This is a genomic window from Nonomuraea sp. 3-1Str (assembly GCF_031570565.1).
Taxonomy (GTDB): domain Bacteria; phylum Actinomycetota; class Actinomycetes; order Streptosporangiales; family Streptosporangiaceae; genus Nonomuraea.
The window spans coordinates 58,394-84,472 of sequence record NZ_JALHBK010000035.1 but is presented as its reverse complement, the minus strand read 5'-3'; the positions used below and the strand labels follow the sequence as shown (position 1 = coordinate 84,472).

Annotated in this window: 24 protein-coding genes; 6 read left to right on the top strand and 18 right to left on the bottom strand. The window is 73.9% G+C overall.

Annotated features, from left to right (window positions below):
* The first annotated feature begins 132 nt into the window (after positions 1 to 132).
* Complete coding sequence (locus tag MTP10_RS37065) at positions 133 to 792, top strand: DUF305 domain-containing protein (protein WP_310715923.1); 660 nt, start codon at positions 133 to 135, stop codon at positions 790 to 792.
* A 28-nt stretch (positions 793 to 820) separates the two neighbouring features.
* Positions 821 to 2,257: an NAD(P)/FAD-dependent oxidoreductase gene (locus MTP10_RS37060; RefSeq protein WP_310715921.1), complete on the top strand. Its 1,437-nt coding sequence runs from the start codon at positions 821 to 823 to the stop codon at positions 2,255 to 2,257.
* Here MTP10_RS37060 and MTP10_RS37055 read toward each other — a convergent pair.
* From MTP10_RS37055 to MTP10_RS37030, 6 genes are all read right to left on the bottom strand, one after another.
* A complete protein-coding gene (locus MTP10_RS37055) occupies positions 2,254 to 3,330 on the bottom strand; it encodes a low specificity L-threonine aldolase (protein WP_310715919.1) in 1,077 nt (358 codons plus the stop codon). The genes MTP10_RS37060 and MTP10_RS37055 overlap by 4 nt on opposite strands.
* Positions 3,327 to 3,956: an SDR family NAD(P)-dependent oxidoreductase gene (locus tag MTP10_RS37050; RefSeq protein WP_310715917.1), complete on the bottom strand. Its 630-nt coding sequence runs from the start codon at positions 3,954 to 3,956 to the stop codon at positions 3,327 to 3,329. The genes MTP10_RS37055 and MTP10_RS37050 overlap by 4 nt, the downstream gene beginning before the upstream one ends.
* Positions 3,953 to 6,016: a DUF6421 family protein gene (locus MTP10_RS37045; RefSeq protein WP_310715915.1), complete on the bottom strand. Its 2,064-nt coding sequence runs from the start codon at positions 6,014 to 6,016 to the stop codon at positions 3,953 to 3,955. Before MTP10_RS37045 ends, MTP10_RS37050 begins: the two co-directional genes overlap by 4 nt.
* Before the next feature lie 87 nt (positions 6,017 to 6,103).
* Positions 6,104 to 6,760: a response regulator transcription factor gene (locus MTP10_RS37040; protein WP_310715913.1), complete on the bottom strand. Its 657-nt coding sequence runs from the start codon at positions 6,758 to 6,760 to the stop codon at positions 6,104 to 6,106.
* An 88-nt stretch (positions 6,761 to 6,848) separates the two neighbouring features.
* Entirely contained in the window at positions 6,849 to 8,399 is a 1,551-nt protein-coding gene (locus MTP10_RS37035) for a serine/threonine-protein kinase (protein WP_310715911.1), read from the bottom strand.
* A complete protein-coding gene (locus MTP10_RS37030) occupies positions 8,399 to 9,889 on the bottom strand; it encodes a hypothetical protein (protein WP_310715909.1) in 1,491 nt (496 codons plus the stop codon). Before MTP10_RS37030 ends, MTP10_RS37035 begins: the two co-directional genes overlap by 1 nt.
* 103 nt (positions 9,890 to 9,992) lie before the next feature.
* Here MTP10_RS37030 and MTP10_RS37025 point away from each other — a divergent pair, with 103 nt between their 5' ends.
* Both MTP10_RS37025 and MTP10_RS37020 read left to right on the top strand, forming a co-directional pair.
* Positions 9,993 to 12,029 (top strand): hydantoinase/oxoprolinase family protein, encoded by a 2,037-nt coding sequence (locus MTP10_RS37025; protein ID WP_310715907.1) that lies wholly within the window; start codon positions 9,993 to 9,995, stop codon positions 12,027 to 12,029.
* On the top strand, positions 12,022 to 13,728 hold the full coding sequence (locus MTP10_RS37020) for a hydantoinase B/oxoprolinase family protein (protein ID WP_310715905.1): 1,707 nt from the start codon (positions 12,022 to 12,024) through the stop codon (positions 13,726 to 13,728). Before MTP10_RS37025 ends, MTP10_RS37020 begins: the two co-directional genes overlap by 8 nt.
* Here MTP10_RS37020 and MTP10_RS37015 read toward each other — a convergent pair.
* From MTP10_RS37015 to MTP10_RS36970, 10 genes are all read right to left on the bottom strand, one after another.
* Positions 13,712 to 14,047: a Uma2 family endonuclease gene (locus tag MTP10_RS37015; RefSeq protein ID WP_310715904.1), complete on the bottom strand. Its 336-nt coding sequence runs from the start codon at positions 14,045 to 14,047 to the stop codon at positions 13,712 to 13,714. The two genes, MTP10_RS37020 and MTP10_RS37015, sit on opposite strands and share 17 nt — an antisense overlap.
* Positions 14,048 to 14,173: 126 nt before the next feature.
* The gene (locus tag MTP10_RS37010; RefSeq protein WP_310715903.1) at positions 14,174 to 14,860 is read right to left on the bottom strand and encodes an adenosylcobinamide amidohydrolase; all 687 of its coding nucleotides are present in this window, start codon (positions 14,858 to 14,860) and stop codon (positions 14,174 to 14,176) included.
* Positions 14,857 to 15,726 (bottom strand): ABC transporter ATP-binding protein, encoded by an 870-nt coding sequence (locus MTP10_RS37005; RefSeq protein WP_310715901.1) that lies wholly within the window; start codon positions 15,724 to 15,726, stop codon positions 14,857 to 14,859. Before MTP10_RS37005 ends, MTP10_RS37010 begins: the two co-directional genes overlap by 4 nt.
* Positions 15,727 to 15,731: 5 nt before the next feature.
* Positions 15,732 to 16,730: an iron ABC transporter permease gene (locus MTP10_RS37000; protein WP_310715945.1), complete on the bottom strand. Its 999-nt coding sequence runs from the start codon at positions 16,728 to 16,730 to the stop codon at positions 15,732 to 15,734.
* An 80-nt stretch (positions 16,731 to 16,810) separates the two neighbouring features.
* On the bottom strand, positions 16,811 to 17,773 hold the full coding sequence (locus tag MTP10_RS36995) for an ABC transporter substrate-binding protein (protein WP_310715899.1): 963 nt from the start codon (positions 17,771 to 17,773) through the stop codon (positions 16,811 to 16,813).
* A 199-nt stretch (positions 17,774 to 17,972) separates the two neighbouring features.
* On the bottom strand, positions 17,973 to 18,818 hold the full coding sequence (locus tag MTP10_RS36990) for a Gfo/Idh/MocA family oxidoreductase (protein WP_310715898.1): 846 nt from the start codon (positions 18,816 to 18,818) through the stop codon (positions 17,973 to 17,975).
* A 66-nt stretch (positions 18,819 to 18,884) separates the two neighbouring features.
* Positions 18,885 to 19,670, bottom strand: coding sequence for an SDR family oxidoreductase (locus tag MTP10_RS36985; protein ID WP_310715896.1), 786 nt, complete (start codon positions 19,668 to 19,670; stop codon positions 18,885 to 18,887).
* Complete coding sequence (locus tag MTP10_RS36980; RefSeq protein WP_310715894.1) at positions 19,667 to 20,860, bottom strand: cytochrome P450; 1,194 nt, start codon at positions 20,858 to 20,860, stop codon at positions 19,667 to 19,669. The genes MTP10_RS36985 and MTP10_RS36980 overlap by 4 nt, the downstream gene beginning before the upstream one ends.
* Entirely contained in the window at positions 20,857 to 21,813 is a 957-nt protein-coding gene (locus MTP10_RS36975; RefSeq protein ID WP_310715891.1) for a phosphotriesterase-related protein, read from the bottom strand. Before MTP10_RS36975 ends, MTP10_RS36980 begins: the two co-directional genes overlap by 4 nt.
* The gene (locus tag MTP10_RS36970) at positions 21,798 to 22,565 is read right to left on the bottom strand and encodes a phytanoyl-CoA dioxygenase family protein (RefSeq protein WP_310715889.1); all 768 of its coding nucleotides are present in this window, start codon (positions 22,563 to 22,565) and stop codon (positions 21,798 to 21,800) included. Before MTP10_RS36970 ends, MTP10_RS36975 begins: the two co-directional genes overlap by 16 nt.
* 111 nt (positions 22,566 to 22,676) lie before the next feature.
* Here MTP10_RS36970 and MTP10_RS36965 point away from each other — a divergent pair, with 111 nt between their 5' ends.
* Positions 22,677 to 23,588 carry a TIGR03621 family F420-dependent LLM class oxidoreductase gene (locus MTP10_RS36965; RefSeq protein WP_310715888.1) on the top strand — a complete coding sequence of 304 codons (912 nt, stop codon included), beginning with the start codon at positions 22,677 to 22,679 and terminating at the stop codon, positions 23,586 to 23,588.
* A 68-nt stretch (positions 23,589 to 23,656) separates the two neighbouring features.
* Here MTP10_RS36965 and MTP10_RS36960 read toward each other — a convergent pair whose 3' ends face one another.
* Positions 23,657 to 24,625, bottom strand: coding sequence for a zinc-binding dehydrogenase (locus tag MTP10_RS36960; protein ID WP_310715886.1), 969 nt, complete (start codon positions 24,623 to 24,625; stop codon positions 23,657 to 23,659).
* Positions 24,626 to 24,683: 58 nt separating this feature from the next.
* Between MTP10_RS36960 and MTP10_RS36955 the strand changes: the two genes are divergently transcribed.
* A complete protein-coding gene (locus MTP10_RS36955; RefSeq protein ID WP_310715885.1) occupies positions 24,684 to 25,274 on the top strand; it encodes a histidine phosphatase family protein in 591 nt (196 codons plus the stop codon).
* A 7-nt stretch (positions 25,275 to 25,281) separates the two neighbouring features.
* Here MTP10_RS36955 and MTP10_RS36950 read toward each other — a convergent pair whose 3' ends face one another.
* On the bottom strand, positions 25,282 to 26,025 hold the full coding sequence (locus MTP10_RS36950; protein WP_310715883.1) for a hypothetical protein: 744 nt from the start codon (positions 26,023 to 26,025) through the stop codon (positions 25,282 to 25,284).
* Between the last annotated feature and the right edge of the window lie 54 nt (positions 26,026 to 26,079).

Sequence of the window (26,079 nt, the reverse complement as noted above, 5' to 3'; positions counted from 1 at the left end):
GCCAACTCCGGGCCACCCTATGCCCTGGAATCGTATGGGGAGAATAAGGCGGACTTAAGCCACCTGACGCCCGGTGCACGTGCGGCCGGAAGGCGGGGATCAGGCCGCCGGGATGGGTACGCTGGACACGCCATGGACAACCCCGAAACCCCAGCAAGGCCCGCCCGGTCCGCGCGGAGCACCCTGCTCGCCGGCTGCGCCGTCCTGATCGTCGCCGTCGCTGCGCTCTTCCTCCTGGTCGGCCGGGGCGGCGCGCCGGCCGACGCCTCCCCCGAGGCCGGGTTCGCCCGCGACATGGCCGCCCACCACGCGCAGGCCGTCGACATGGCCTTCACGATCAGGGACGAGAGCCAGTCGCGGGAGATCCGCAACCTGGCCTACGACATCATCACCACCCAGTCCAACCAGCGGGGGATGTTCCTCGGCTGGCTCCAGCAGTGGGGGCTCGACCAGGCCACCGACCTGCGGCCGATGGCGTGGATGAACGGCCACGGCCACGGCGGCGGCACGGCGGCCCAGCCCGGCGTGATGCCCGGGATGGCCACCCCCGAGGAGCTGACCCGGCTCAAGTCCCTCCGGGGCAAGGAGGCCGAGGTGCAGTTCCTCCAGCTCATGATCCGCCACCACGAGGGCGGCGTGCAGATGGCCCAGGGGCTGCTGCGGCTGTCCGACCGGGAGGAGGTCGCCGGCATGGCCGACAAGATCGTCAAGGGTCAGACGGGCGAGATCAAGCTCATGACCGACCTGCTCAGGGCCCGCGGCGCCCAGCCCCTCCCCAGCATCCTCAAGTGATCCCCCGGCCGGCCGGGGCGGGTCCCGGATGCCGCGACGTGAGCGGGCTCGGGTGAGCGGCCGGGCGGTCGTCGTCGGGTCGGGTCCCAACGGGCTCGTAGCGGCCGTCATGCTCGCCGCGGCCGGGCGCGAGGTGGTGCTGCTGGAGGCGGCCGAGCGGTTCGGCGGCGGGCTGCGCTCGGAGGAGCTGACGCTGCCGGGCCGCGTCCACGACGTGGGGGCGACGGTCATGGCGCTGGCCCTGGCCTCGCCCGCGTTCCGGGAGCTGGGCGTGGAGCGGATGGTGGAGTTCGCGCACCCGCCCGTGGCCGCCGCCCACCCCCTCGACGACCGGCCCGCGGTGCTGGTGCACCGCGACGCCCGCCGCACCGCCGAAGGGCTGGGCGTGGACGGCGCGGCCTGGCGGGCGAGCGTGGGCGCGGTCGCGCGCGCCGGCCTGCCGCTCACCGACCTGCTGCTGAGGCCGCTCGGGCCGTGGCGCGGCGGTCCCCGGGCGTTCGCGTCGGCGGCCGGGTTCGGGCTCGCCGGCCTGACGCCCGCCACGGCGTTCGCGCGGCGGGGGTTCCGCACCACCGAGGGCCGGGCCGTGTTCGCCGGGATGGCCGCGCACTCGCTGCTGGACCTGCGCGCGCCGCTCAGCGGCGCGTACGGCCTGATGCTCGGCGCGCTGGCGCACACGGTGGGCTGGCCGCTGGTCAGGGGCGGGTCGCAGGCGCTGGCCGACGCCCTGGTGGCCAGACTGCGCGAGCTGGGCGGGGAGGCGGGCGCCGGGCATCGGGGACGCCACCCGGGCGAGCTCGCGGAGCTCGACGCCGAGACGGTCGTGCTCGACGTGACGCCCCGGCAGTTCCTGGAGATGGCGGAGCTGCCCCCGGCCTACCGGCGGCGGCTGCGGCGCTACCGCTACGGGCCGGGGGTGTTCAAGCTGGACTGGGCGCTCGACGGGCCGGTGCCGTGGCGCGACCCGGCCGTCGCCTCGGCCGGCACCGTCCACCTGGGCGGCACGCTGGAGGAGATCACGCTGAGCGAGGCCGAGACGGCGCGCGGACGCCACTCGCCGCGCCCGTACGTGCTGCTCGTCCAGCCGTACGCGGCCGACCCCACCCGCGGCGGCCACACGCTGTGGGGTTACTGCCACGTGCCCAACGGCTCGGCCGTGGACATGACGGCCGCGATCGAGGCGCAGATCGAGAGGTACGCCCCGGGGTTCCGGGACCGGGTGCTGGCCCGGCACGCCATGGGGCCGGCGGCGCTGGAGTCGTTCGACGCCAACCTGGTGGGCGGCGACATCGGCGGCGGACTGGCGAGCCTCGGCCAGTTCGCCCGGCGGCCGGTCTGGTCGCCGGCGCCGTGGCGCACCCCGCTGCCGGGGGTGTTCCTGTGCTCGGCGGCGACACCGCCGGGGGCGGGCACCCACGGGATGGGCGGCTGGCAGGCCGCCCGCCTCGCCCTCCGCGCGCGCTAGCCCTCGCCGGGTTCCTCGCCGGGCCCGACGCCGAGCTCCTCGGCAAGGGCCGCCGCGAAGGCGTCCACGTCGGCCTCGGTGGTGTCGAAGGCGCACATCCAGCGCACCTCGCCCGTCGCCTCGTTCCAGGTGTAGAAGCGGAAGCGCTTCTGCAGGCGCTCGGTGACGTCGCGGGGCAGGATCGCGAAGACGGCGTTGGCCTCGACGGGCCGCGGCACCCGCACGCCCGGCAGGCCGCGGACCGCCTCGTCCAGCCGCCGGCCCATGGCGTTGGCCTGGCGGGCGTTGCGCAGCCACAGGTCGCCCGACAGCAGCGCCTCGAACTGGGCGGAGACGAACCGCATCTTCGACGACAGCTGCATGAGCGTCTTGCGCAGGTAGTCGACGCCCCGGGCCGCCTCGGGATCGAGCACCACGACAGCCTCGCCGTACAGCATGCCGATCTTGGTGCCGCCGAAGGAGAGCACGTCGACGCCCGCGTCGGTGGTCAGCGCCCGCATGGGCACGTCGAGCGCGGCGGCGGCGTTCGTCAGGCGGGAGCCGTCGAGGTGGACGAGCAGGCCGCGCTCGTGGGCGTGGGCGCAGATCGCGGCGATCTCCTGCGGCGTGTAGACGGTGCCCAGCTCCGTGGTGTTGGAGATGGACACCACGCGTGGCTGGGCGCGGTGGACGTCGCCGAAGCCCCACGCCTGCCGGTCGATCAGCTCGGGCGTGAGCTTGCCGTCGGGCGTGGGGACCGTGAGCAGTTTGATGCCCGCGACCACCTCGGGGGCGCCGCCCTCGTCGGTGTTGATGTGGGCCGTCTCGGCGCAGACGACCGCCTCCCAGGGGGCGAGCATGGAGCGCAGCGAGACGACGTTGGCGGCGGTGCCGTTGAAGACCGGCCACGCGCGGGCTGTCTCGCCGAAGTGCCGGCGGAAGACCTGGCCCAGCGCCTCGGTGTAGACGTCGTCGCCGTAGGAGATCTGGTGACCGCCGTTGGCCTCGGCGATGGCCTGGAGGATCTCGGGGTGGACGCCGGCGTAGTTGTCGCTGGCGAAGCCCTTGAGCGAGGGGTCGTGCCGTGGTGTCACGTCGTGAGGTCCTGTCGGGTTCCGTTGATCTCCGTGGCGGGCCGGTCGTAGAGCCCGTCGACGGCCTGGGCGAGGTCGCGCACGTCGGTGAACCCGGCGAAGCGCGCCTCCGGCTTGGCCGCGCGCATGGCGTCGTTGACCAGCGCCTTGACGACGAGGATGACGGCCGCGGAGCGGGTGTCGCGCAGCGCGTCGGCCAGGGAGAGGGTCCACGCCTCGGCGGCGGCCTTGGCCGCGGCGTAGGCGGCGCCGCCCGCGGTGGGCCGCTGCGCCGCCTGGGCGGAGACGACCACGAACCGGCCGTTGGCGCTCCTGCGCAGCAGCGGCTCGAACGCCAGCGAGACGTGCTGGAGCGTGCGGATCAGCAGATCGTGCAGGGCGTCCCAGTCGCCGAGGTCGGTCTCGGCGAAGCTCTTGGAGCCGCGCCAGCCGCCGACGAGGTGGACGACGCCGTCGACGAGGCCGTGCTCCTTCTCCACGCGCGCCGCGAAGGCGTGGACGGCGTCGCGGTCGAGCAGGTCGACCTCGTCGCGGTCCACGGCGATCACGGTGTGCCCGCCGGCGCGGAAGTGGCCGGCCACGGCCTGACCGGTGGGGCCGCCGGCCCCGGTCACCACGACGATCATCCCCGGATCCCCTTCGTCGACTCGACCACGTCGGTCAGCTTACGGCGCAGCGCCTCGTAGAACATGCTCAGGGGGAACTCGTCGGGCAGCACCGCGTCCACCTTGGCCTTCTGCTCCTCGGGCAGGGCCTGGACGCCCTTGGCCCAGGTCGAGGCGGGGTGCGGCTCGACGTAGGCGCTGACCAGCTCGTAGGCGGCCAGCCAGTGGGCCAGCTTGGAGCGGTCGATGCTGTCGCGGTAGAGCTTCTCGACCTCGCCGCGCAGGTCGGCGACGCCGTCGGCGACCCGGTCCCAGTCGACGGTGAGCCGGTTGTCGGTCCAGCGGACGATGTCGTTGCGGTGCAGGTAGGCGAACAGGAGCTGGCCGCCGAGCCCGTCGTAGTTGCGCACCCGTTCGCCGGTGATCGGGAAGCGGAAGAGCCGGTCGAACAGGATGGCGTGCTGGACGTAGCGGGCGTGCGGCACGCCCCGCGCCTCCAGCTTGACCGCCTCGCCGAACGCGGTCAGGTCGCAGCGCAGCTCCTCCAGCGAGTACAGCCAGTACGGCATGCGCTGCTTGATCATGAAGGGGTCGAACGGCAGGTCGCCGTGGCTGTGGGTGCGGTCGTGGATGAGGTCCCACATGACGAAGGTGTCCTGGGCGAGCTGCTGCGAGGCGAGCAGCCGGGCGGCGTCCGGCGGCAGGTCGAGCCGGAGCGTGGTGGTCGCCGCGCCCGACACGCGCCGGAACCGGGCGGCCTCGCGGTCGGCGAAGATGCCGCCCCAGGTGAAGCGGGCCGGGGCCTGCCGCACGGCGACGGTCTCGGGGAAGAGCACGGCCGAGTGGGTGTCGTAGCCGGAGGTGAAGTCCTCGAAGGCGATGGGCACGAACATCGGGTTGTCGTAGCCGCCGGCCTCCAGCTCGGCCAGCCAGCCGGGCCAGATGGTGCGCAGCCAGACCGCTTCGAGGTTGCGGTTCGGGTTGCCGTTCTGGGTGTACATGGGGAACACCACGAGGTGCTCCAGGCCGTCGGTCCGCTGGGTGTCGGGGTGGAAGAGCTCCAGCGAGGCGAGGAAGTCGGGGACCCCGAGGTCCTGGCGGGACCAGGCGGCCAGGTCGTCCTGGACGGCCTGGAGGTAGGCGGCGTCGTGCGGGAAGTGCGGGGCGAGCTCGGCCACGCGGGCGGCGATGACGCCGACCAGCTCCTTGGCCCGCTCCTTGTCCTCCGGGACCGAGCCGTCCTTCACCTGGAGGGGCCGCAGCTCCTCGACGGCGGCCTTCAGCCCGGCGAACAGCCCGGCCTTGACCTCGTCGCGGCCGGCGGCCGAGGAAGCGCCGGCGGGGACGCGGGCGGCCCAGGTGACGACGTTGCTCCAGAGCCGCCGGTGGTCGTGGTCGTCGAGGGAGTCGTCGCCGAACAGGTCGGAGTCGGCGAAGACGACCACGCGGCCCTCGCCGTGGGTCAGGGCGACGGCGAGCGGGGCTTCGGCGGGGGCGGCGTCCGGCGAGGTGGCGAACAGGACGGTGGCGTCCGGATCGGCGGTGAGGACGCCGGAGCGGTAGAAGCAGGCGCTCTTGACGCCGGCGAGCAGGCCGTCGCCGGTGGCCGGGGCGGCGACGACCCAGGTGGCCACGCCGCGGTGGGCGTTCCTCGGGTCGCGCACGGTGGTGTGACCGACCCCGACGCCGAAGCGGGCGAGCAGGTCGGCGAGGTTGCTGCCGTACTTGTCCTGCTCCTCCTCGGCGAGCACGACGAGGCCGCCGCCGCCGGCGACGAAGTCACGCACGGCGTCGAGCTCGGCCTCGGCGAACACCGGGGAGCCGAGGCCGGTGGTGCGCTCCCACCGCTCGTCCGCCGGATGCGCGATGACCAGCACGTCCTGGTCCTGGAGCGCTCCAGCCGTCAGCGGGCCGCCGGTGTGGGCCGTCACCGTGTGCCCCAGGTGCCGCAGCAGGTCGGCCGCGCGGGCGTAGCTGCTGTCGTCGGGATGGGCGGGGTTGATGGTCTCGGCAACGTCGCGGCGGATGGACCACGACTCGCTGTGGGCCTCGTCGAACAGCACCCTGGGGAAAGCCTGCATGAAAGATCTCCTGTAACTCCCGCTTTCAAACGGAAAATATACACACAGACCCCCGAAGCATCACAAAAGGCTTCCGGATGCTGAGACTCAGGAGGCTCCCGGACGCACCACCCCCGACTCGTACGCGAAGACGACCGCCTGCGCCCGGTCACGCAGGTGCAGCTTCATGAGCACCCGCGCCACGTGCGTCTTGACCGTGGCCTCGCCCACGAACAGCTCCCTGGCGATCTCGGCGTTGGTGATGCCGCGGGCCAGCAGCCGCAGCACCTCCAGCTCGCGCGGGGTCAGCTCGCCCAGCCGCGGCGAGGGCGTCGGCTCGCGGCGGCCGGCGAAGGAGGCGATCACCCGGCTCGTCACCGCGGGGTCGAGCAGCGCGTCGCCGGCGTGGACGACGCGGATGGCCTCCAGGAGCTGCTCGGGAGGCGAGACCTTCAGCAGGAAGCCGCTGGTGCCGGCCTGCAGCGCGGCGTACAGGTTCTCGTCGCTGTCGAAGGTGGTCAACGTGATGATCTTGGGGGGCGACGGCGTTTCGAGCAACTCCCTGGCCGCCGACAGCCCGTCGAGGCGGGGCATGGAGATGTCCATCAGGACGATGTCGGGACGGGTGCGCCGGGCCACGGCGACGGCCTCCCGGCCGTCGGCGGCCTCGCCCACCACGTCCATGCCGGGCTCGGCCTCCAGGATCATGCGGAGGCCGGCCCTGATCATCGCCTGGTCGTCCGCGATGACGATGCGTATGCTCACACGCGGGAGACTAGACGGCCACGGGCTGATGGGACACCCAGGTCAAGCCGCGCGCAAGTGGCTTCCAAGATCACAGGTTCGGAGCGGGTCAGGAGAGGCGGACGCTCTGGCGGACGCGCGCCTGCACGGCGTCGTCACAGGTGTTGCGGGCGCAGAAGTACAGCAGGAGCATCGGCTTGGGCTTGCGGTCGACGACGTAGCCGACGAAGCCGAGCCGGACGCCGCTGTCGCGGTCGGTCAGCGACCCCGTGTAGCGGGTGGCGGGGCTGGTGCCGGCCTGCTCGGTGACCGGCCCGCTCACGTCGATCTTCCCGGGCAGCAGCCCTTCGAGCATGGCCTTCATCTGCGTGTCGGTGGCCGTGGTGCTGAGGGTGTCGGAGACCTGGACGTACACGCCGGCGGCGCTGTCGGGCTCCTCGGTGATGAGCGGGGTGACCGGCGCCCAGTCCGCCCCGGCTCCCGAGACGAACATCGACTCGAACTCCGTCGCGTGCGGCGAGACCACCGCGAACAGGTCCTCGTGGGTGCGGACCGTCCAGTCGGCCGGGTACTCGAAGCTCACCGGCGCGGCCGTGGTGGGCCGGTAGCGGGCCCACGACTCGCCCCGCTGGCTCACCACGAGCAGCACGACGAGGACGAGCGCCGCGACGGCCGCCGTGAGCGCGGCCGCGATGATCGGCAGCCGGCCCGGCTTCCCGATCCGGCCCGTCCCGCCCTGGGCGGCCGGCTCCCTCCGCCGTACCGGGACGGGGCCGGCCGGCGGCTGGACGAGCGACTGGGCGAGCGGCTGGGCGTCCAGGTGGCCGCTCATCGCGTCGCGCAGCGCGGCCACGAACGCCCCGCAGGACGGGTAGCGCTGCTCGGGCGACTTGGCCAGTGCCCGCGCCATCACGGCGTCGACCTCGGGCGGCAGCTCGGGCCGTACCTGGGCCAGCGGCGTGGGCTGCTCGGCCAGGTGCGCCCACAGCAGCGCGATGTCGTTGTCGCGCTGGAACGGCAGCCGCCCCGACAGCGCCTCGTACACGACGCAGGCCAGCGCGTACTGGTCGCACCTGCCGTCGATGTGCTCCTTGTTGATCTGCTCGGGCGACATGTACCGGGGGGTGCCGATGAACTGGTCGGTCTGCGTCAGCCCGGAGATCGACGTGCGGTGCTTGGTGATGCCGAAGTCGGTCAGGTAGACGTGGTCGCCGGCCAGCAGGATGTTGGCCGGCTTGACGTCGCGGTGGATGAGGTCGTGGGCGTGCGCGGCGTCGAGCGCGGCGGCCACCTGCGCGAAGATCTGGCTGGCCTGGGCGAGCGGCAGCGGTCCCCGGTCGTAGATGAGGCGGCGCAGGTCGAGCCCGTCGACGTAGCGCATCGAGATGTACAGCACGCCGTCGGCGTCGGCGTTGGCCTCGTAGATGGGGATGATGTTGGGGTGCTCGATGCTGGCGACCGTCCTGGACTCCAGGATGAAGCGCTGGCGGAAGCGGTCGTCGACGCTCAGCACCGGGTTGAGGATCTTGAGCGCCACGCGCCGGCTCAGCCGGGGGTCCAGGGCCAGGTAGACGACGGCCATGCCGCCCTTGCCGACGATGTCCTCGATGTAGTACCCGGCCACCTCCTGGCCGATGAGTGATCTGTCGTTCACCTGCATCACGTCTCGCTGGGGTGACCGCAGTAGCCGCAGAACCGGTGGGCGGCGCCCAGCCGCATCCCGCAGGCCGTGCAGTACTTGACGGACGGCTCCTGCGCGGTCAGCACCTGCTTCTGCTGCGGGATCACCGCGAACGGCTGCGAGCGCCGGACGACCACGGTCTGGCTGGCGCCCTCGTCCAGCGGCTGTGCGGGCGCGGTGACCAGCGGCGGCGGCTCGGGTTTCGGCTCGGGCGCGCGGCGGCGCCGCCACAGCAGGAACGCCCCGGTCGCCGCGGCCAGGAACAGCACCGCGGCGGCCACGATGAACGGCCACAGCGGGGTGGAGGCGCGCGGCGGCACGGCGACCGGCCTGACGCCGCGGTCCTCGGGCCCGCCCCGTTTGGCCAGGGAGTCCTTGAGCAGCGCGGCGGCCACCACGTTGCCCGGGTAGAGCTCCAGCACGCGCTGGAAGCCGGGCGCGGCCTCCGTGTAGTACTTGGTGTGGTAGCGGGTCAGCGCCGCCTCGAACGTCGAGTCGATCGCACCCCGGCGCGGGGCGACCCCCGCCTTGGCCAGGGCCGCCGTGACCTCCCTGATGCCGATCATCCTGGCCGCGTTGCCGCCGCCGATGAGCAGGCCGACGACGTGGCCGTCCTTGTCGCCGATGACGGGCGCGCCGCGCAGCCCGCGGTCGGCCAGGCCGGCCAGCTTCACCGGCTCGTCCACCTTCTTCTCCGGGTCGGCGAACGGCCTGCCGTTCTCGCCCGCGCCGCCGCCCTTGGCCAGGTGGGCGATCTCGACGGTGTTCTGCACGGTGGGGCCGGGGCGGCCGAGGAAGCCGGCCACGTTGGTGGGCGAGCCCGCCGACTCGGGCACCCGGTCGGCGAGCGGCGCGGTGGGCAGGCCGACGCTGCCCACGACCCTGCCGGACGTCTGGAGCACGGCCGGGGTGTCGGGGCCGGAGCCCGCCCTGACCAGGTCCGCCTTGAGCCCCTTGGGGTCGGCCGGGGAGACGTTCGGGAAGACCGTGATGTCGGTCCTGATGGCGAAGATGCAGGTGGCCTTGGAGGTCAGCGGCGGGTAGCACTGCTGGAGGTGGTGGTCGAGCACGTCGTCCTTGAGCTTGTGGCGCTCGAAGTCGGCCGGGATCTTCACCTTGTGGTGCTCGGCGAAGATCTTGTTGGCCGCGTAGACCGCGAGGTCCTGCTCGCTCTTGACCACGCGGGTGAGCGTGACGATGGCCCCCTCGGGGTTGACCACGGTTCCGGTGCCCACGCCGATGGGGACCTTGTAGGACCGTTCCACGTGGACCAGGTCCCGTATGTGGTCGAGGAGCGTTATGTCGATGTGCGCGGTGGCCTCGACGCGGACCACGGCGGGGGTGACGAGGTCGGTGACGCCGCTGGGATGCTCGTGCGCCGCGGCCGGGAGGGAGAGAGGGGAAAGCGGGAGGAACAGCGCCGTCAGCGCCACAGCGGCGCCGCCGGCCAGAGCTGTGAGACGAGCCATCGCCGCTCCGTTTCGCAGGATTGTAAACAGCGTCCCAATCACCTGCCGTAAGTCAAGAGGGCCGCGGATAGACAAGCGCTTGCTTGTTGTCTACCGTACCGGGATGGGCTTCGCGATCGGCGTGGACGTCGGTGGCACCTTCACCGACGTGGTGCTGCGCCGTCCCTCTGGCACGGTCACGGTGGCCAAGTGTTTGAGCACCCACGACGACCCCATCGCGGGGATCGTCACCGGCGTTACGCGCGTGCTCTCCGGCCTCGACCCGGCGCTCGTGACGCGCGTGGTCCACGCGACCACCCTGGCCACCAACGCGGTGCTGGAGCGCAAGGGCGTGCGGGTCGCCTTCGTCACCACCCGGGGGTTCCGCTCGGTCGTGCCGCTCGGCCGCTACGCCCGGGTCGAGGAGGACCGGTACGACCTGCGGTTCACACCCCCTCCGCCGCCCGTCGAGCCCGGCGACTGCTTCGAGGTGACCGAGCGGATCTCCGCGCGGGGACAGGTGCTGACCCCGCTCGACGAGGGCTCCGTGCGGCTGGCCGCCGCGGAGATCGCCCGCCGGGGCATCACCTCGGCCGCCGTGTGCCTGCTGCACTCCTACGCCGAGCCCGCCCACGAGCGGCGCGTGGCGGCGATCCTGCGCGAGCTGGTGCCGAACGTGGTGGCCTCCTCGGAGGTGTGGCCGGAGATCCGCGAGTACGAACGGGCCACGACGACCATCATGTCGGCCTATGTCGGGCCGTTTATGGCGTCGTACCTGTCCCGGCTGGAGGACGCCCTGGCCGCGCTGGGCGTGCGCGCGCCCGTCCACGTCATGGAGTCGGGCGGCGGCGTCATGTCGGCCCGCCTGGCCGCCCGGCGGGCCGTGGCCACCATCGAGTCCGGTCCCGCCGCCGGGGTGCTCGCCGCCGCCTCCACGGGCAGGTCCACCGGCATCGCCGACGTGATCTCGTTCGACATGGGCGGCACCACCGCCAAGGCATGCGTCGTGCGCGGCGGCCGGCCGGAGATCACCCACGAGTTCCACGTCGGCGGCAAGGGCAGCTTCGGCGGGCGGCGCGCCGGGACCGGCGTGCCGATCAGGACGCCCGCCATCGACCTGGCCGAGGTCGGGGCGGGCGGCGGCAGCGTCGCCTGGATCGACGCCGCCGGAGCGCTGCGCGTCGGCCCCCACTCGGCGGGCTCCTCCCCCGGTCCCGCCTGCTACGGCCTCGGCGGCGGCGAGCCGACCGTCACCGACGCGAACCTCGTCCTCGGCTACCTGGGCTCCGCCTCCATCCCCCTGTCGCCGCCGCTCGCCGGCAAGGCCCTCGACCGGCTCGCCGAGCCCCTCGGCGTGTCGCGGGCCGAGGCCGCCCACGCCGTGCACGCGATCGTCAGCGCCGCCATGGCCGCGGCCGTGCACGTGGTGACCGTGCAGAGGGGGATCGACCCGCGCGGGTTCGCGCTGGTGGCCTTCGGCGGCGCCGGGCCGATGCACGCGGCGCGGGTGGCCGGGCGGTTCGGGATCGGGCGGGTCGTGGTGCCCGAGCACTGCGGGGTCGCCTCGGCCGCGGGACTGCTGCGGGGCGAGCTGTCGACCGACCGGGTGCTGACGCGGCTCGACGCCGGGGACCCGGAGGCGATCCTCGCCGCGCTGGCCTCCGCGGCGGCGGCCGACCTCGGCGTGTCGCCGGGCGAGCCGGGCGTGCGGGTCGAGCGGTCGGTGGACGCGCGCTTCCTCGGGCAGTCGCACGACCTGACGGTCGCGTGGGAGCCGTCGCGGGAGGCGGTGGAGGCCCGCTTCTTCTCCCGGTACGCCCAGGTGTACGGGATCGAGCAGCGCGGGGAGGTCGAGCTGGTCGGCTACCGGGTCCGCGTCACGCTCGCGGCCCCGCCGGAGCCGCCCGCGGAGCCGCCCGCCGAACCCCCGCCCGGGGGATCGCCGCGGAGCAGGCTCGCGTACTTCGCCGAGCTGGGCGGCTACGCCGGCACGCCCGTGCACACGCGCGCCACCCTCGGCCTCCTCCCCCGCCTGCCCGGCCCGGCGATCGTCGAGGACGCCGAGTCCACCATCGTCGTGCCGCCCGGCTGGACCGCCCTGCTCGGCCCCGGCCGGGCCGTCCACCTCGTCGCCGCGTCCGAGGAGGCTCCGGGTGCCTGACACGCTCACCGCGGACGTCCTGCGCAACGCCCTCGTGGTGGCCGCCGAGGAGGCGAGCATCGTCGTGGTCCGCTCGGCCTACTCGACGTTCATCGTCGAGGGCTCCGACGCCTCCGCCGCCCTCCTGGACGCCGGCGGGCGGCTGATCGCCCAGTCCATGGCCACGACCCTCATGAACAGCATGGCGCTCAAGGTCGCCCTGCCCGAGCTGGTCGCGGACGTCCCGCTCGCCGCGATGCGGCCCGGCGACGTGTACGTGCTCAACGACGCCTACCGGGGCGGCGTCCACACCAACGACCTGCTGGTCTACCGGCCCGTCTTCGTCGGCGGCCGGCCCGCGTACTTCACCGCCGCCATGATCCACGTCTCGGACCTGGGCGGGCTGTCGGCGGGCGGCATGGCGCCGCTGGCCACCGACATCTTCCTCGAAGGGCTCCAGCTCCCGCCCGTCCGCCTGGCGACCGCCGCCGGGATCGAGCCCACGGTCGAGGCGATCCTGCGCGCCAACAGCCGTACCCCGGACAAGGTCATGGGGGACGTGCGGGCGCTGATCGCCGGCACGACGGTGGCCGCCGCCCGGCTCGGCGCGCTCGTCGAGGAGTACGGCGAGACGGGCCTGGCCGAGGGCGTCGACGCGTACCTCGACCACACCGAGGCCCGCACCCGCGCGGCGCTGGCGGAGCTGCCGGCGGGCCGGTTCGCGGCGTCGTACCCGATCGACGACGACGGCATCGACACCCTCACCCCGCACCACATCCGGGTCGCCCTCACCCTCCACCCGTCAGGGGGAGCCGGCGCGGGCGCGGTGGTGGACTTCGCGGGGACGGACCCGCAGGTGCCGGCCGCGATCAACGCGTCCGCCTCGCAGTCGCTCGCCGCCGCCGTCTTCGCGGTGCGCTGCTTCCTGGACCCGGCCATCCCCATGAACGACGGCTGCCTGCGCGCCGTCGACGTGCGGTTGCCGCCCGGCTCGCTGCTCGACGCCCGCGCCCCGTACCCGTGCGGCGGCCGGTACGTGCCCATCTACGCCGCCATGGAGGCCGTCTTCCAGGCGCTTTCCGACGCGGTGCCGGAGCGGGCGATCGCGGCGAGCGGGATCCTGCAGCCGTTCTCGATCGCGGCCGTGGGGGCGCCGTACTGGATCCACCTGGCCTACGACTTCGGCGGGGTCGGCGCGCGGCGGGGGCTCGACGGGCCGGACGCGACGGGCGTGCACTTCGGGATCGGCCGCAACTCGGTGCCCCAGGTGGAGCCGGTGGAGAGCCGCTGCCCGCTGGTGGTGGAGTCGATCGAGACCATCCCCGACTCGGGCGGGCCCGGCCGGTTCAGGGGCGGGCTGGGGTCGCGCACGGTGTACCGGTTCCTGGCGGACTGCCACGTGACGACCCGCGGCGACCGGCTCCGCCTCGCCCCGCCGGGCCGGGACGGCGGGCTGCCGGGGCGCGTCGGGGGCTTCTACAAGCGCCACCTGGACGGGACGCTGGAGCGGCTGGCGTCGAAGGTGAACAACGTCCGGTTCGGCGCCGGGGAGGCGTTCGTGGTGGAGACGACGGGGGGCGGCGGGATCGGCCCGCCGCTGGAGCGGGAGCTCACGGCCGTGGAGGAGGACCTGAGGGCGGGCCGCGTGTCCTTGGGCGGCGCCGCCGAGGACTACGGCGTGCTTGTCGCCCCTGACGGCACGCTCAGCCGCGGCGACTGAGCAGGTCCGCCGGGTCGAAGCTGACGGGGAACGGGGCGTGCAGCTCGGCGACGGTGCCCGCCTTGTGCGCCACCGGCGGCCCGTACGTCCTGCCGTCCAGCTCGTGGACGTAGACGGTGGGGCCGTCGTTCATCTCGACGCGCCAATAGACGGGGATGCCCGCCGCGGCGTAGGCCTCCCCCTTGAGCACCCCGTTGTTCGGACTGATCAAGTCCACGGCGAGCCGGACTTCGCGCGGGGAGAACGTCACGGAGGCCGTTTCCGTCGCGTCCGCGGACACGACAGCTACGTCCAGGATCCTGAGATCCGAAGAGCTCATGGCGGTTTCCGTCGTCCGGGAACTGCAGCACGTCGTCGACGGCGAGGGGCGGCACGCCTGGAAGGATCATGCGCCCGGCACTCGCTTCGGTCGTCGCAATCTCCGTCATACGCTCAGTGTCGCGAATCAGCGACGGGTCGGATGCTCCTTCGCCGAATCCCACGACTCTCCGTCATGCGGCCGCCACGCTTCGGCGCCCGTCCGGACCGCCTGGTGGACGGCGCGGGCGAGGCGGGCGCCCCAGGTGGAGCGGGGGCCGCCGAAGGGCTCCGCCGGGCCCTCCTCCCGTACGGCGACGCACACCGCGTCCGAGGCCGTGCCCGTGCCCGCGAAGCCCGCCTCCACGAGGGCCTGCGTCTTCGCCTCCGTCACCGTCATGACGGCGTTGACCAGGGCCGCGTCCGTCATGGCCACCGGTAACGCGGCCACGATGTTGATCGTCCCGACCGGCGGGCGCGTGAGCATCGGGGCCAGCTCGGGGTCCGCGGCGCCCTCCGGGGCGGCGGCCCAGGTGGGGACGCGCAGCCCGACCGTGGCCACCGCCAGGACCCCGCCGTCCGAGGCCGTGACGCGGCGGTCGACCGAGGCGGCCGTCATCATGCCCACCCCGGGCCCGGGGGGCGCGAGCGCGGCCAGGTGGCCGGCCGGGTCCATGCCGGAGTAGCCCGCCACCACCTGGGCGTTCAGCACCCAGGAGCGCGGGCCGATGCCCCCGCCGAGCACCGCCGAGGAGATCATCCGCCAGCCCGGCCCGAACTCCCACAGCAGCGTCCCCAGCCGCGCCCCGTCCTCGTCACGGTAGGTGAGGTTCACGTCGCCTCCCGGCCTCCTCGGACGAGGTGGACGACGGGCCGCCCGCCGGGGCCCGGCCGGATCTGCACGGTCGCGCCGAAGTGCCGGCCGACGAGGTCCTCGGTGAGCACCTCGGCCGGCCCGCCGGCCGCCGCGACCCGGCCGCCGGCGAGCAGGAGCAGGGTGTCGGCGTACTGCCCGGCGAGGGTCAGGTCGTGCAGCGTGGTGACGACGGTGAGACCGTCGGCGAGCCGGAGCCGGTCCACCAGCTCCAGCACCTGCTGCTGGTGGCCGAGGTCGAGCGCGGTGGTGGGCTCGTCGAGCAGGAGGACGGGCGCCTCCTGGGCGAGCGCGCGGGCCAGCACGACGCGCTGCCGCTCGCCGCCCGACAGCTCGCCGGCGCGACGGCCGGCGAAGTCGGCCAGGTCCAGCCGGTCGAGCACCGACGCGGTGACCTCCCTGTCGTGGCGGCTCTCGCGGCCCAGATACGGGATGTACGGGGTGCGGCCCAGCAGGGCGTAGTCGAACACGGTCATGTCGGGCGGCAGCGCGGGGGTCTGGGGGGCGTAGGCCACGAGACGGGCCCGGTCCCGGGGGCGGAGGGCGCGCGACGGCCTGCCGCCGAGCGTGATCTCGCCCTCGTGCGGCAGCAGGCCCATGACGGCCTTGAGCAGGGTGGACTTGCCGGCCCCGTTCGGGCCGACGACGGCCAGCCACTCGCCCGGCCGTACGGACAGGTCCACGTGGTCGAGGACCGGCCGGCCGCCGAGCCGCACCGACACCCCGGCCGTGCCGATCACCGTCCCCGTCGCCGGGCCTGTCTCCGGGCCTGTCTCCGTCCCTGTCGCCGGGACGGGCGCCGGGCCGGTGGCAGGGGCGGGCTCCATGCGGGTCATGTGGCGGCCCGCCGGGTCAGGCGCAGCACGCCGACGAAGAACGGCGCGCCCACGAACATCGTGACCACCCCGATGGGCAGCTCGGCCGGGGCGATGACGGTGCGCGCGACCACGTCGGCGAGCACGAGGAACGCGGCGCCGCCCAGCAGCGACAGGGGCAGCACGATCCGGTAGGAGCCGCCCGCGAGCCGCCGGGCCACGTGCGGGATGACGATCCCGACGAACCCGATCAGCCCGCTCACCGCGACGGCCGCCGCCGTGGCCAGGGACGCGGCCAGCAGCACCGCGAGCCGTACCCGCCCGGCCCGCACCCCGAGGCTGGTCGCCTCCTCGTCGCCGACGGACAGCACGTCGAGCATCCGCCCGTGCAGGAGCAGCAGGACGGAGGAGACGGCGGCGTACGGCAGGACGAGGCGGACCTGCTCCCACCCGCCGCCCACGTCGCCCATGATCCAGGAGTAGATCCGCTGGAGCTCCTCGACCTTGAACTGCTGGACGAACGTCTGGATCGCGGTCAGGAACGACGTGACCGCCACCCCGGCCAGCACGAGCGTCGCGGTGCCGCCGGAGCGCCCGGCGGTGTTGCCCAGCGCGTACGCGAGGACCACGCCGCCGACGGCCCCGGCGAAGGCCGCCACCGGCACGGCGCCGGCGCCGGTGGGGAACAGCACGATCACGACCGTCGCCGTCAGCCCGGCGCCGGCGGCGGCGCCGAGCAGGTACGGGTCGGCCAGCGGGTTGCGGAAGACGCCCTGGTAGCCGGCGCCGGCCACGGCCAGCAGCCCGCCCACGATGCCCGCCAGCAGGACGCGGGGCAGCCGGATCTCGTACAGCAGGCCCTGCTCGACGGGGGCGAGGCCGGAGTCGACGTGGACCAGCGGCAGCCAGTCGAGCGCCTGGAGCGCCACCTGTCCGGGCGAGATGTCGGCGGCCCCGCCGAGCAGCCCGGCGATCATGGATGCGGCCAGCACCGCCGCCGCCCCGGCCAGCCACAGCGGTCTGGCCCGGGACGGGGCGGCGGGGCCGGGTGGCCGCGGCCGGGCGGCGGGCGGGCGGGGCGGCGCTGGCCGGGACACTACGAGCCGGCCGCCTTGGACACCGCGGCGCCGATCGTCTCGGCGAGGTCCACGATGCGCGGTCCCCACCGGGAGGCCACGTCGTCGTCGAGCGGGACGACCTGGTCGTTCTTGATGGCCGACAGGTTCTTCCAGCCGGGCCTCTTGGCCAGGGCGTCCTTGCTCTGCCCGCAGCACTTCACGTCCGCCAGGAAGATCAGGTCCGGGTCGGCCTGGGCGACGAACTCCTTCGACAGCTTGGGGTAGCCGCCGGCCGCGCCGGGCGCCTTGTCGGCGATGTTGACCAGGCCGAACAGGCCGTAGATCTGGCCGATGAACGTGCTGGACGTCGCCGCGTAGGGCGTCTGGTCGAGCTCGTGGTAGTAGGTGAGCTTGTGGTCCTTGGGGGCGTTCGCGGCGAGCTTGTCCAGCGACGCCTTGATCCCGGTGACCACCTCGTCGGCCTTCTCCTGGTTGCCGGTGGCGGCGCCGAGGTCGGCGATCTCGTCGTACGCCTCGTCCAGCTTGGTGGCGGCGGGCTCCAGCAGGACGGGGACGTTCAGCTTGCCCAGCTCGGAGACGACCTTGTCGATGTCGTTGGAGACGATGACGAGGTCGGGCTTCTGCGCGGCGATCGCCTCGACGTTCGGCTTGAACCCGGACAGAGCGGTGCGGGGCGCCTGCGCCGGGAAGTCGGACTGGTCGTCGACCGCGATCACCTGCGGGCCCGCGCCGATGGCGTACAGGGTCTCGGTGTGCGCGGCGGAGAGCGAGACGATGCGCTCGGGCCTCTTGGCGAGGGTGACCTTGCCGTTGGCCGCTTCCACCGTGACCGGGAAGGAGGCGGCCGTGGTGGTCCCCATGGTGGGGGGCGCCTGGGTAGGAGGCGTGGACGAGGGGGCGTTGGGGGCGGTCTGGCCGCAGGCGGCCAGGACGAGCGTTCCCAGCAGCGCGCCCGCGAAGGCCGTGCGTACGGGCCTCACGAGTAGTCCTTTCACACTGTCGGAACCGAGAGACCCGCGATGTGCGACGGATCACCCTTTTCCACGAGGGTTGATGACGTCAGCGCAGAGGCAGGCGACCTGGCTATGACAGTTGCGGGACAGCGCCGGACTCGCACCGGACTTCGCTGCAACACTGCGCGTCGGACAAACGCTATCAATGCTCCGGATGAAGCCGAAGTCAAGGGGCGGGTAGTTGCGCCTCCGCCTCGGCGATGATCCGCTGGAGCCGCAGGCCGCGGGCGGCGTCGAGCGGGTGGCCGCCGCCCCGCCGCACGGTCCGGGCGAACTCCTCGGCGACGACGGCCAGGGCGTCGCCGTCGTCCGGCACCAGGACCGCGCTGCCCCGGCGGCCGTAGACGGCGACGGAGGAGGGCGGGGTGTCGCCGGGGGCGGCCATGCACAGCGACGCCTCGCTGACGGCGCCGCCCTCGTGCTCCAGCAGCAGGCCGGTCCAGCGGAGCGGGTCCCCGTGGGCGCGCACGCCGGTGACGGGGCCGAGCGCGGCGTCGAGCAGGTCGACCATGTGCGGGCCCACGTCGAGCAGCGCCCCGCGCTCCAGCCGCCAGGGGGTCGCGAACGGGTGGTCGCCGAGCAGGGCGCCGGAGATGTTCGCGGCGTGCCCGCCGAACGGCTCGATCTCGGCGCAGCGGGCCAGGAACTCCCGGGTACGGGCGGCGTAGCGCAGGGTCAGCACCATCTGGGAGGCCACGCCGGTCTCGGCGATGGCGGCGGCCAGCCGCTCGGCGGCGTCGAGGGAGTCGGCGAGCGGCTTCTCCAGCAGCAGCGCCTTGCCCGCCTTGGCGGCCCTGATCCCCAGCTCGGCCTGTACGGCGGGCGGCACGCAGAACGCCACGGCCTCGCAGGCGTCGAACAGCTCCTCGACCCGCTCGAACACGGGCGCGCCGAGCCGCGCGGCGGCCTCCGGGCGGCGGGCCCAGACGCCCGCCAGCCGGGTGTGCGGGCCGCGGGCCAGCATGGGGGCGTGCGCCTGCTCCGCCCAGGGCCCGGCCCCGATGAGTCCCACCGCCACCGGCTCCATAAATCCTCCCAAGGTCGCCTATTTCACGACCCTATGGGATATTTCGCGTCTTCATGGGGCGCCGCCCAGCCGCCACTGGTGGACGGCGTGCTCCGGCCGGTGGGCCAGGGTCCCGCAGTCGATCACGACCGTCTGGCCCGTGACGCACCGCGCCTCGTCCGAGGCGAGGAACGCCACCAGGTCCGCCACGTCCCCCGGCGTGCAGGCCCACGGCAGCAGCCGCTCCGCCGCCTTGTCGGCCATCCGGTCCGGGCCGAGGGCGAGCCGGGCGGCGTCCGTGAGCACCAGCGCCGGGGCGACCGCGTTGCAGCGGATGCCGCGCGGCCCGTACGTCGTGGCCACGTAGCGGACGAAGCCGTTCAGCGCCGCCTTCGACGTCCCGTACGCGGCGTGGTCCAGGTCGCCCGTCAGCCCCGACACCGACGAGGTGAGGACGAAGGCGCCCCCGTCGGCCATGCGCGGCCCGGCGTGCTTGACCAGCAGCATCGGGCCGCGCAGGTTCACCGCCATGGTCCGGTCCCACACGTCCGCGTCGAGGGTCTCCAGGTGCTGGTCGCGGCCGTACACGTCCCGGCCGAGCGCCGCCGCGTTGGAGTGGACGACGTCCAGCCGCCCGTACGAGGCGAGCAGCTCGGCCAGGGCGGCGGCGACCTGCTCCTCGTCCGACACGTCGCAGGTCAGGGCCGTGGCTGTGCCGCCACCGCTCCGGATGGCGGCGGCCAGGCGCGCGGCGCACGCCGCGCCGATGCCGGAGCCCGCGCCGGTCACCAACGCCACCCGCCCGTCGAAGCGCCCGCCGGGCCCGCGCGGCCCGTCGAGGGGCCGGCCCGCCGTCACCACTCCACCAGCAGCGACGGCAGCCCGCGCCCGACGATGGAGCGGCGGTAGGCGATCTCCTGACCGGCGGCGAGCCGAAGCCCCGGCAGGCGCCGTCCGAGCACCTCCAGCGCCGTGCGGAGCTGGAGCCGGCCGAGCGCGGCCCCGACGCAGAAGTGGATCCCGTACCCGAACACCATGTGCGCGTCCGCGTTGGGCCGGTCGATCACGAACCGCTCCGGGTCGGCGAACACCGTCTCGTCGTGGGCCGCCGAATCGGTCGACAGCAGCACCAGCGACCCGGCCGGGATCGTCTCCCCGTGCAGGACGACGTCGGTCGTGGCGTACCGGAACGAACCGAGGGAGGCGCCGTCGATCCGCATGCACTCCTCGGCCGCGTTCTGGATCAGGGCGGGCCGGACCGGCCACGCCTTCTCGCGCAGCAGCCGCAGGACGGAGTTGCCGAGCTGGTTGGGGACGGTGTCGTTGCCGCCGAGCAGGATCGTGGAGATCAGCTCCACCACCTCGCGGTGGGTCAGCTCGGTGCCGATGAGCGAGGTCATCAGCGAGGTGAAGTCGTCGCGCGGCTGCCCGGCGCGGGCGGCGACCAGGCGGTCCACGTAGCCGAGGTAGGTGAGGAAGCTGTCGGCCAGTTCGAGCTGCCGCTCCGGCGGCTGCGGCGACAGGAAGAGCTGGAACCAGTCCTTCACGTGCGCCTGCACGAACGCCTCGTCCGCCTCGGGCACGCCGATGAAGCGGGCGGTCAGCTTGATCGACGGCTCGTGCGCGAGGTCGGTCACGAAGTCGGCGCGGCCCCGGGGCTCGATCCGGTCGACCAGCTCCTCGTTCAGCCGCCGGAACGTCTCCTCCATCGCCGACACGGCGCGCGGCGTGAACGCCCGCGACACCGATCGGCGCAACCGGGTGTGGTCGGGCGGGTCGACGTTGGCCACGAAGCTCGACAGGAACGAGCCGTGCTCGCCCAGCTTCTCGCGGGTCTCCCGGGTGAGGCTGCGGGAGATCGTGAGCGAGCCCTTGGAGGAGAAGCGCCGCGGGTCGCCGTACGCGGCGCGCACGTCGGCGTGGCGGGTGAGCACGTACGCGCCGAGGTGCCCGCTGTGGAACACCGGCCGCTCCCGGCGCAGGCTGGCCAGGAACGCGTACGGCGAGGCGACGTGCCAGTCCGAGGCGACGTCGAAGTCCTCGATCATCCGAAGATCCTCCGCGGGTTGTCGACGAGCATCTGGTGGATCTGCTCCTCGGTGACGCCGCGCCTGCGCAGCTCGGGCAGGACGTCACGGGAGACGTGCAGCAGGTGGTAGTCGGGGTGGCGCCGGCGTACGACCTCGGCGTCGAAGCGGTCGTTGAAGCAGTACGAGTCGTGGCCGAGCACCATGCGGCCCGCGTGCCCCCGCCCGCACAGGGCGGCCACGACCGCGACGCGGTCCGCGAACGGGCTGATGGTGCCGATGCCGAAGCGGTCCATGCCGATGAAGGAGCCGTTCGCGACCAGCTCCTCAAGGTAGGCCACGTCGGTGGAGTCGCCCGCGTGGCCGATGACGACCCGGCCGAGGTCCACGCCGAGCGAGGCGAGCAGCCGCTGCTGCTCCAGGCCGCCCCGGCTCGGGCTGTGGGAGTGCGTGGTGATGGGCGCGCCCGTCTCCAGGTGCGCCTCGGCCACCGCGCGGAAGACCCGCTCGCAGCCCTTGGTCATGCCCGGCTGATCGGTGGCGCACTTGAGGATCGCGGCCTTCACCCCGGTACGCCCGATGCCTTCGGTGAGGTCGCGGACGAAGAACTCCGCCAGCCGGTCGGGCCCGCCGAACAGCGTGCCGGGGCCGCGGTTGCCGAAGTACGGCGGCAGCGCGTCGTAGGTGTAGAGGCCGGTGGCGGCCACGATGTTCACCCGGGTCAGCTCGGCGACCCGCTGGACGGCCGGGACGTGCCGGCCGAGCCCGACCACGGTGAGGTCCACGATCGTGTCGATGCCCTCGGCCCCGGCGGCGTCCAGCTTGGCCGCGGCCTCCCGGGCGCGCGTCTCCAGGTCCCAGCCCTCGGGGATGTCCGGCCAGTTCCAGAGGATCTCGGGGCTGAGCCCGAAGACGTGCTCGTGCATGAGCGTCGCCCCGAGATTGGCGACGGGTCCTCTCACGGTCTCGGGCACGGGAACCTCGGATGGTCGAACGGCCGGTTGACCTCCAGGCCGAGCCCGTCGGTCTGCCGGTACGGCGTGCCGGTGTAGAGGGCGTCGGCGTCGAAGTACGTGACCGTGAACGACAGCCGGGCCCTCTCGCGCCGGTTGGCGGGCGCCCCGTGCACGGTCAGGGCGTGGTGGACGGTGGCGTCCCCCGCCTGGAGGTCGAGCGGGGGCGACAGCTCCAGGTCCTTCAGCCACGGGTGCTGGGTGAGCTGGTCGTCGCCGGTCCGGGTGAAGCTGCGGCCGAGCACGCCGTGCCGGTGGGAGCCGGCGTAGAAGCGCAGCGAACCCATGTCGGCGGGCACGTCGGCCAGGGCGAGCCAGACGGTGAGCATGGCCGAGCGGTCCATCGGCATCCACGGGAAGTCCTGGTGGAACTCGGTCGCGCCGTGCTCCCCCGGCTCCTTGACGAGCAGGTTGGTCACCTGGACGCGGACGTCGCGCACCCCGTGGAGCAGGCGGGTGGCGTTGCGGCCCATCACCGGGGCGAGGGCGAGCGCGCGGAACGCCTCGTCGCTCTCGGCGATGTCGCGTGACTGGCCGAACGCCTGGTCGACCAGCGTGGCGTGCTCCCTCCGGCGGGCCTCCAGGTAGCCGGCCGCCCGCTCGCGCAGGGCCGCCACGGTGTCCGGGGGCACCAGCCGGGGGAGCCGGACCCAGCCGTGCCGGTGGAAGAACCTCACCTCGTCGTCCGTCGCTTGGCGCACCGGGATGTCCATGCGGCCAGTCTCGCACCAGAAGCAAGCGCTTGGTAAGTAGCCGGAGGCGATTCCCGGGCGCGCGGCGTACACTCCTGCACCAAGCGCTTGGTACGAGAGGGGAGGCCCACCGTGCGGCGATTCAGGTTCGGTGCCGTGATACGGCAGGCCGGGTCCGGCAAGGAGTGGGCCGAGAAGGCCAGGCGGCTGGAGGGCTCGGGGTTCGACGTGCTCCTGGTGCCCGACCACCTGCTCGGCCCCCGCTTCGCCCCCGTGGCCGCCCTGACCGCGGCGGCATGCGCGACGAGCCGGCTGCGCGTGGGGACGCTGGTCCTCGCCAACGACTTCCGGCACCCTGCCGTGCTGGCCAAGGAGACGGCGACGCTGGACCTGCTGTCGGACGGCCGGCTGGAGGTCGGGCTCGGCACCGGCTGGATGGCCGGCGACTACGCCTCGGCCGGGATGGCGCTGGAGCCGCCCGGGGTCCGGGTGGAGCGGCTGGCCGAGGCGCTGGCCGTACTGAAGGGGCTGTGGGGCGAGGGTCCGTTCTCCTTCGACGGCGCCCACTACCGCGTCCGGGACCTCGACCAGTGGCCCAAGCCGGTCAGCCGCCCGCACCCGCCGTTGCTGCTCGGCGCGGGCGGGCGGCGGATGCTGCGGCTCGCGGCCCGCGAGGCGGACGTCGTCCACCTGACGACGCGGGTGCGCGGCGACGGCAGCGGGCCCGACGAGCGCGACGGGGGCCCGGAGGCGTACCTCGCCAAGCTGCGGACCGTGCGGGAGGCGGCGGGCGAGCGCTACGACCGGCTGGAGCTGGGGACCAGCGTGCTCCAGGCCGGCGAGCGCAGGGCGGAGGAGGCGTGGAGCGCCGCCGACAGCTCGCGACTGGAGGGGACGCCGCAGGTGCTGCTGGGGACGCGGCGCGACATCGCCGACCGGCTCCGCCACTGGCGCGACGAGCACGACCTGTCCTACTTCGTCGTCCACCACGAGCGCGACCTCGGCGTCCTCACCCCCGTCGCGGAGGAGCTCGCCGGGACGTGAGCGCGTCCGGCACGTCCCCGCCCCGTGACGACCGGCTCGCCGGGACGTGAGCGCCGCGGACCGCCGCGTCACACCGTGAGGACGACCTTGCCCATCGTGCGCCGCTCCTCCAGGGCGCGGTGGGCGGCGGCCGCCTCCCGCAGCGGGAACTCCTGGACGGCCGGCTCCAGCCGCCCCGCGGCCGCCTCCGCGAGCGCCGACTCCACGAGGTCGCCGAGGCCGCCCGGCCGGGACAGCAGGTGGCCGATCCCGTCGTGGGAGGTGACGCCGCGGGCCGCCAGCTCCTCCTCCGCCGGCCGGAACCACTCCCCCGCCGCCTGCCCGTACACCACGTGCCGCCCGCCCTTCGCGAGCAGGCCGAACGCCTCCTCGCCCAGCCGCCCGCCCACGCCGTCGAACACGACCGTCACTTCGCCGGCCCGCTCCCGTACGACGTCGGCCCAGCCGGGCTCGCGGTAGTCCACCGCGAGCGCGGCGCCCAGCGCTGCGCCCCGCTCGGCCTTGGCCGGTCCGCCCGCCGCCCCCACGACCGCCGCCCCGGCCTGACGGGCGTGCCGCACGAGCAGCGTCCCCACGCCGCCCGCCGCCGCCATGACGAGCACCACGTCCGTCTCCGTCACCGGCGCCAGCTCCAGCAGGCCCATCGTGGTCGTGCCGGTCGTGACCATGGCCACCGCCGCCCCGTACGACACGTGCGCGGGGAGCCGCAGGAGCGAGGCCGCCTCCACCACCGCCAATGACGCGTAGCCGCCGGACTCCAGGTCGCCGGTCACCACGCGGGCGCCCAGCAGGGCCGGATCGACGCCCTCCCCCACCGCGTCGACCACGCCCGCCACCTCGCCACCGAGGACGACCGGCAGCGCCGGCGCGGGGTGCGGGCCGACCGGCACGCCGCGCCGCAGCAGGGTCTCGATGAAGTGCACGCCCGCGGCGCGCACCGCCACGCGCGCCTGGCCGGGGCCGGGCTCGGGGTCGGGCTGGGTGACGAGGCGGAGGTTCTCGGGGGGACCGTAGGCGGCAAGAGTGATCGCGTCCATGGCCCCAGACTGGTCCCTCAAGTGAAGTTGAGGTCAAGCGTGCCGGATGATGGGAGGCATGGATGAGATGTTGCTGCTCAGGCATGGTGAGACCGAGTGGAGCCGGACCGGCAGGCATACGGGGCGTACCGACGTGCCGCTGACGCCGAACGGCGAGGAGCAGGCGCGGGCGCTCGCCCCCCTGGTCAAGGAGTGCGTGTTCGACCTGGTGCTCACCTCGCCGGCGGGACGCGCCCGGCGCACCGCCGAGCTGGCCGGGCTCGGTTCGTACGAGGTGGACCCGGATCTGTGGGAGTGGGACTACGGCGGCTATGAGGGCGTGACCACGCCGACCATCCGCGAGACGCGGCCCGGCTGGTACCTGTGGCGTGACGGCGTGACACCGGGCGACGCGGAGCATCCCGGCGAGACGGTGGCCGAGGTGGGCGCGCGGGCCGACCGCGTGATCGCCCGGGCCCTGGCCGCGGAGGGCCGGGTGGCGCTGGTGGCCCACGGTCACATGCTGAGGGTGATCGCGGCCCGGTGGCTGCGGCTGCCGCCGGAGGACGGGCGGCTGTTCAAGCTGGAGACCGGAACCTACTCGCGGCTCGGCTTCGAGCACGGCGAGCCGGTCGTCGTCACCTGGAACGCTCCCGTCACCCCGGCCTGAGCCTTCGTCAGGGGGCCAGGCGGCTGCCGGGGAACGGGGCGAGGAGGGTCTCGCGCCACGGCCCGTCCAGGTGGTCGCGGGCCCTCTTGGCCCAGGTCAGCAGCCGGTCGTCGGGCTCCGCCTCGTCGTCGAGGCCGAGCGCGGCGTCGCGGGCGCGCTGCGTGCGCAGGTGGTCGTCCAGGGAGACGCCCCAGATCGTGACCGCCTCGGTGTCGCAGAACAGCACCTCGTACAGGCCGACCAGCTCGTGCCCGTGCTCGGCCATCAGGGGCGCCCGCTCGGTGCGCACCGCCTCCAGGTAGTCGAGCGCGGCGCCGGGCCGTACGCGGGCGCTCTCGAACAGGTAGAACTCGGCGCGCCCCACGCCGGCGAGCGACGGCGTGCCCGGCACGGCGCCGAGCGGGCGGGAGAAGGCGGAGAAGCGCAGGTCGTCGATGTCCGACAGGAAGAGGCGGTCGTCCACGCCGCGGTAGATGTTCATCATCTGCCGCCAGCCGCCGTCCCAGCCGCCGTGGCACTCCCACAGCGTGACGGCCTTGAACTGGGGGTGGCCGGTGATGCCGACCGCGTAGAAGGCGCCCGCGAGGTCGATGTCGCGGGACCTGATGGACGTCCCGGTGGTCAGGGTGGGGCGTTCGAGGGACTCGTCCTCGCGTTTGTAGCGGGTGAGCCAGGTGAGGTACTCCAGGGGCCGCCGGGAGTTCATGGGGCGGAAGTCGACCTCTTCGATCAGGTAGATGGCCCGGCGCACCACGCCTCCTCGACCTCACGTGACCAAGCGATTGCTCGGCTCAGGCGTGAGCGT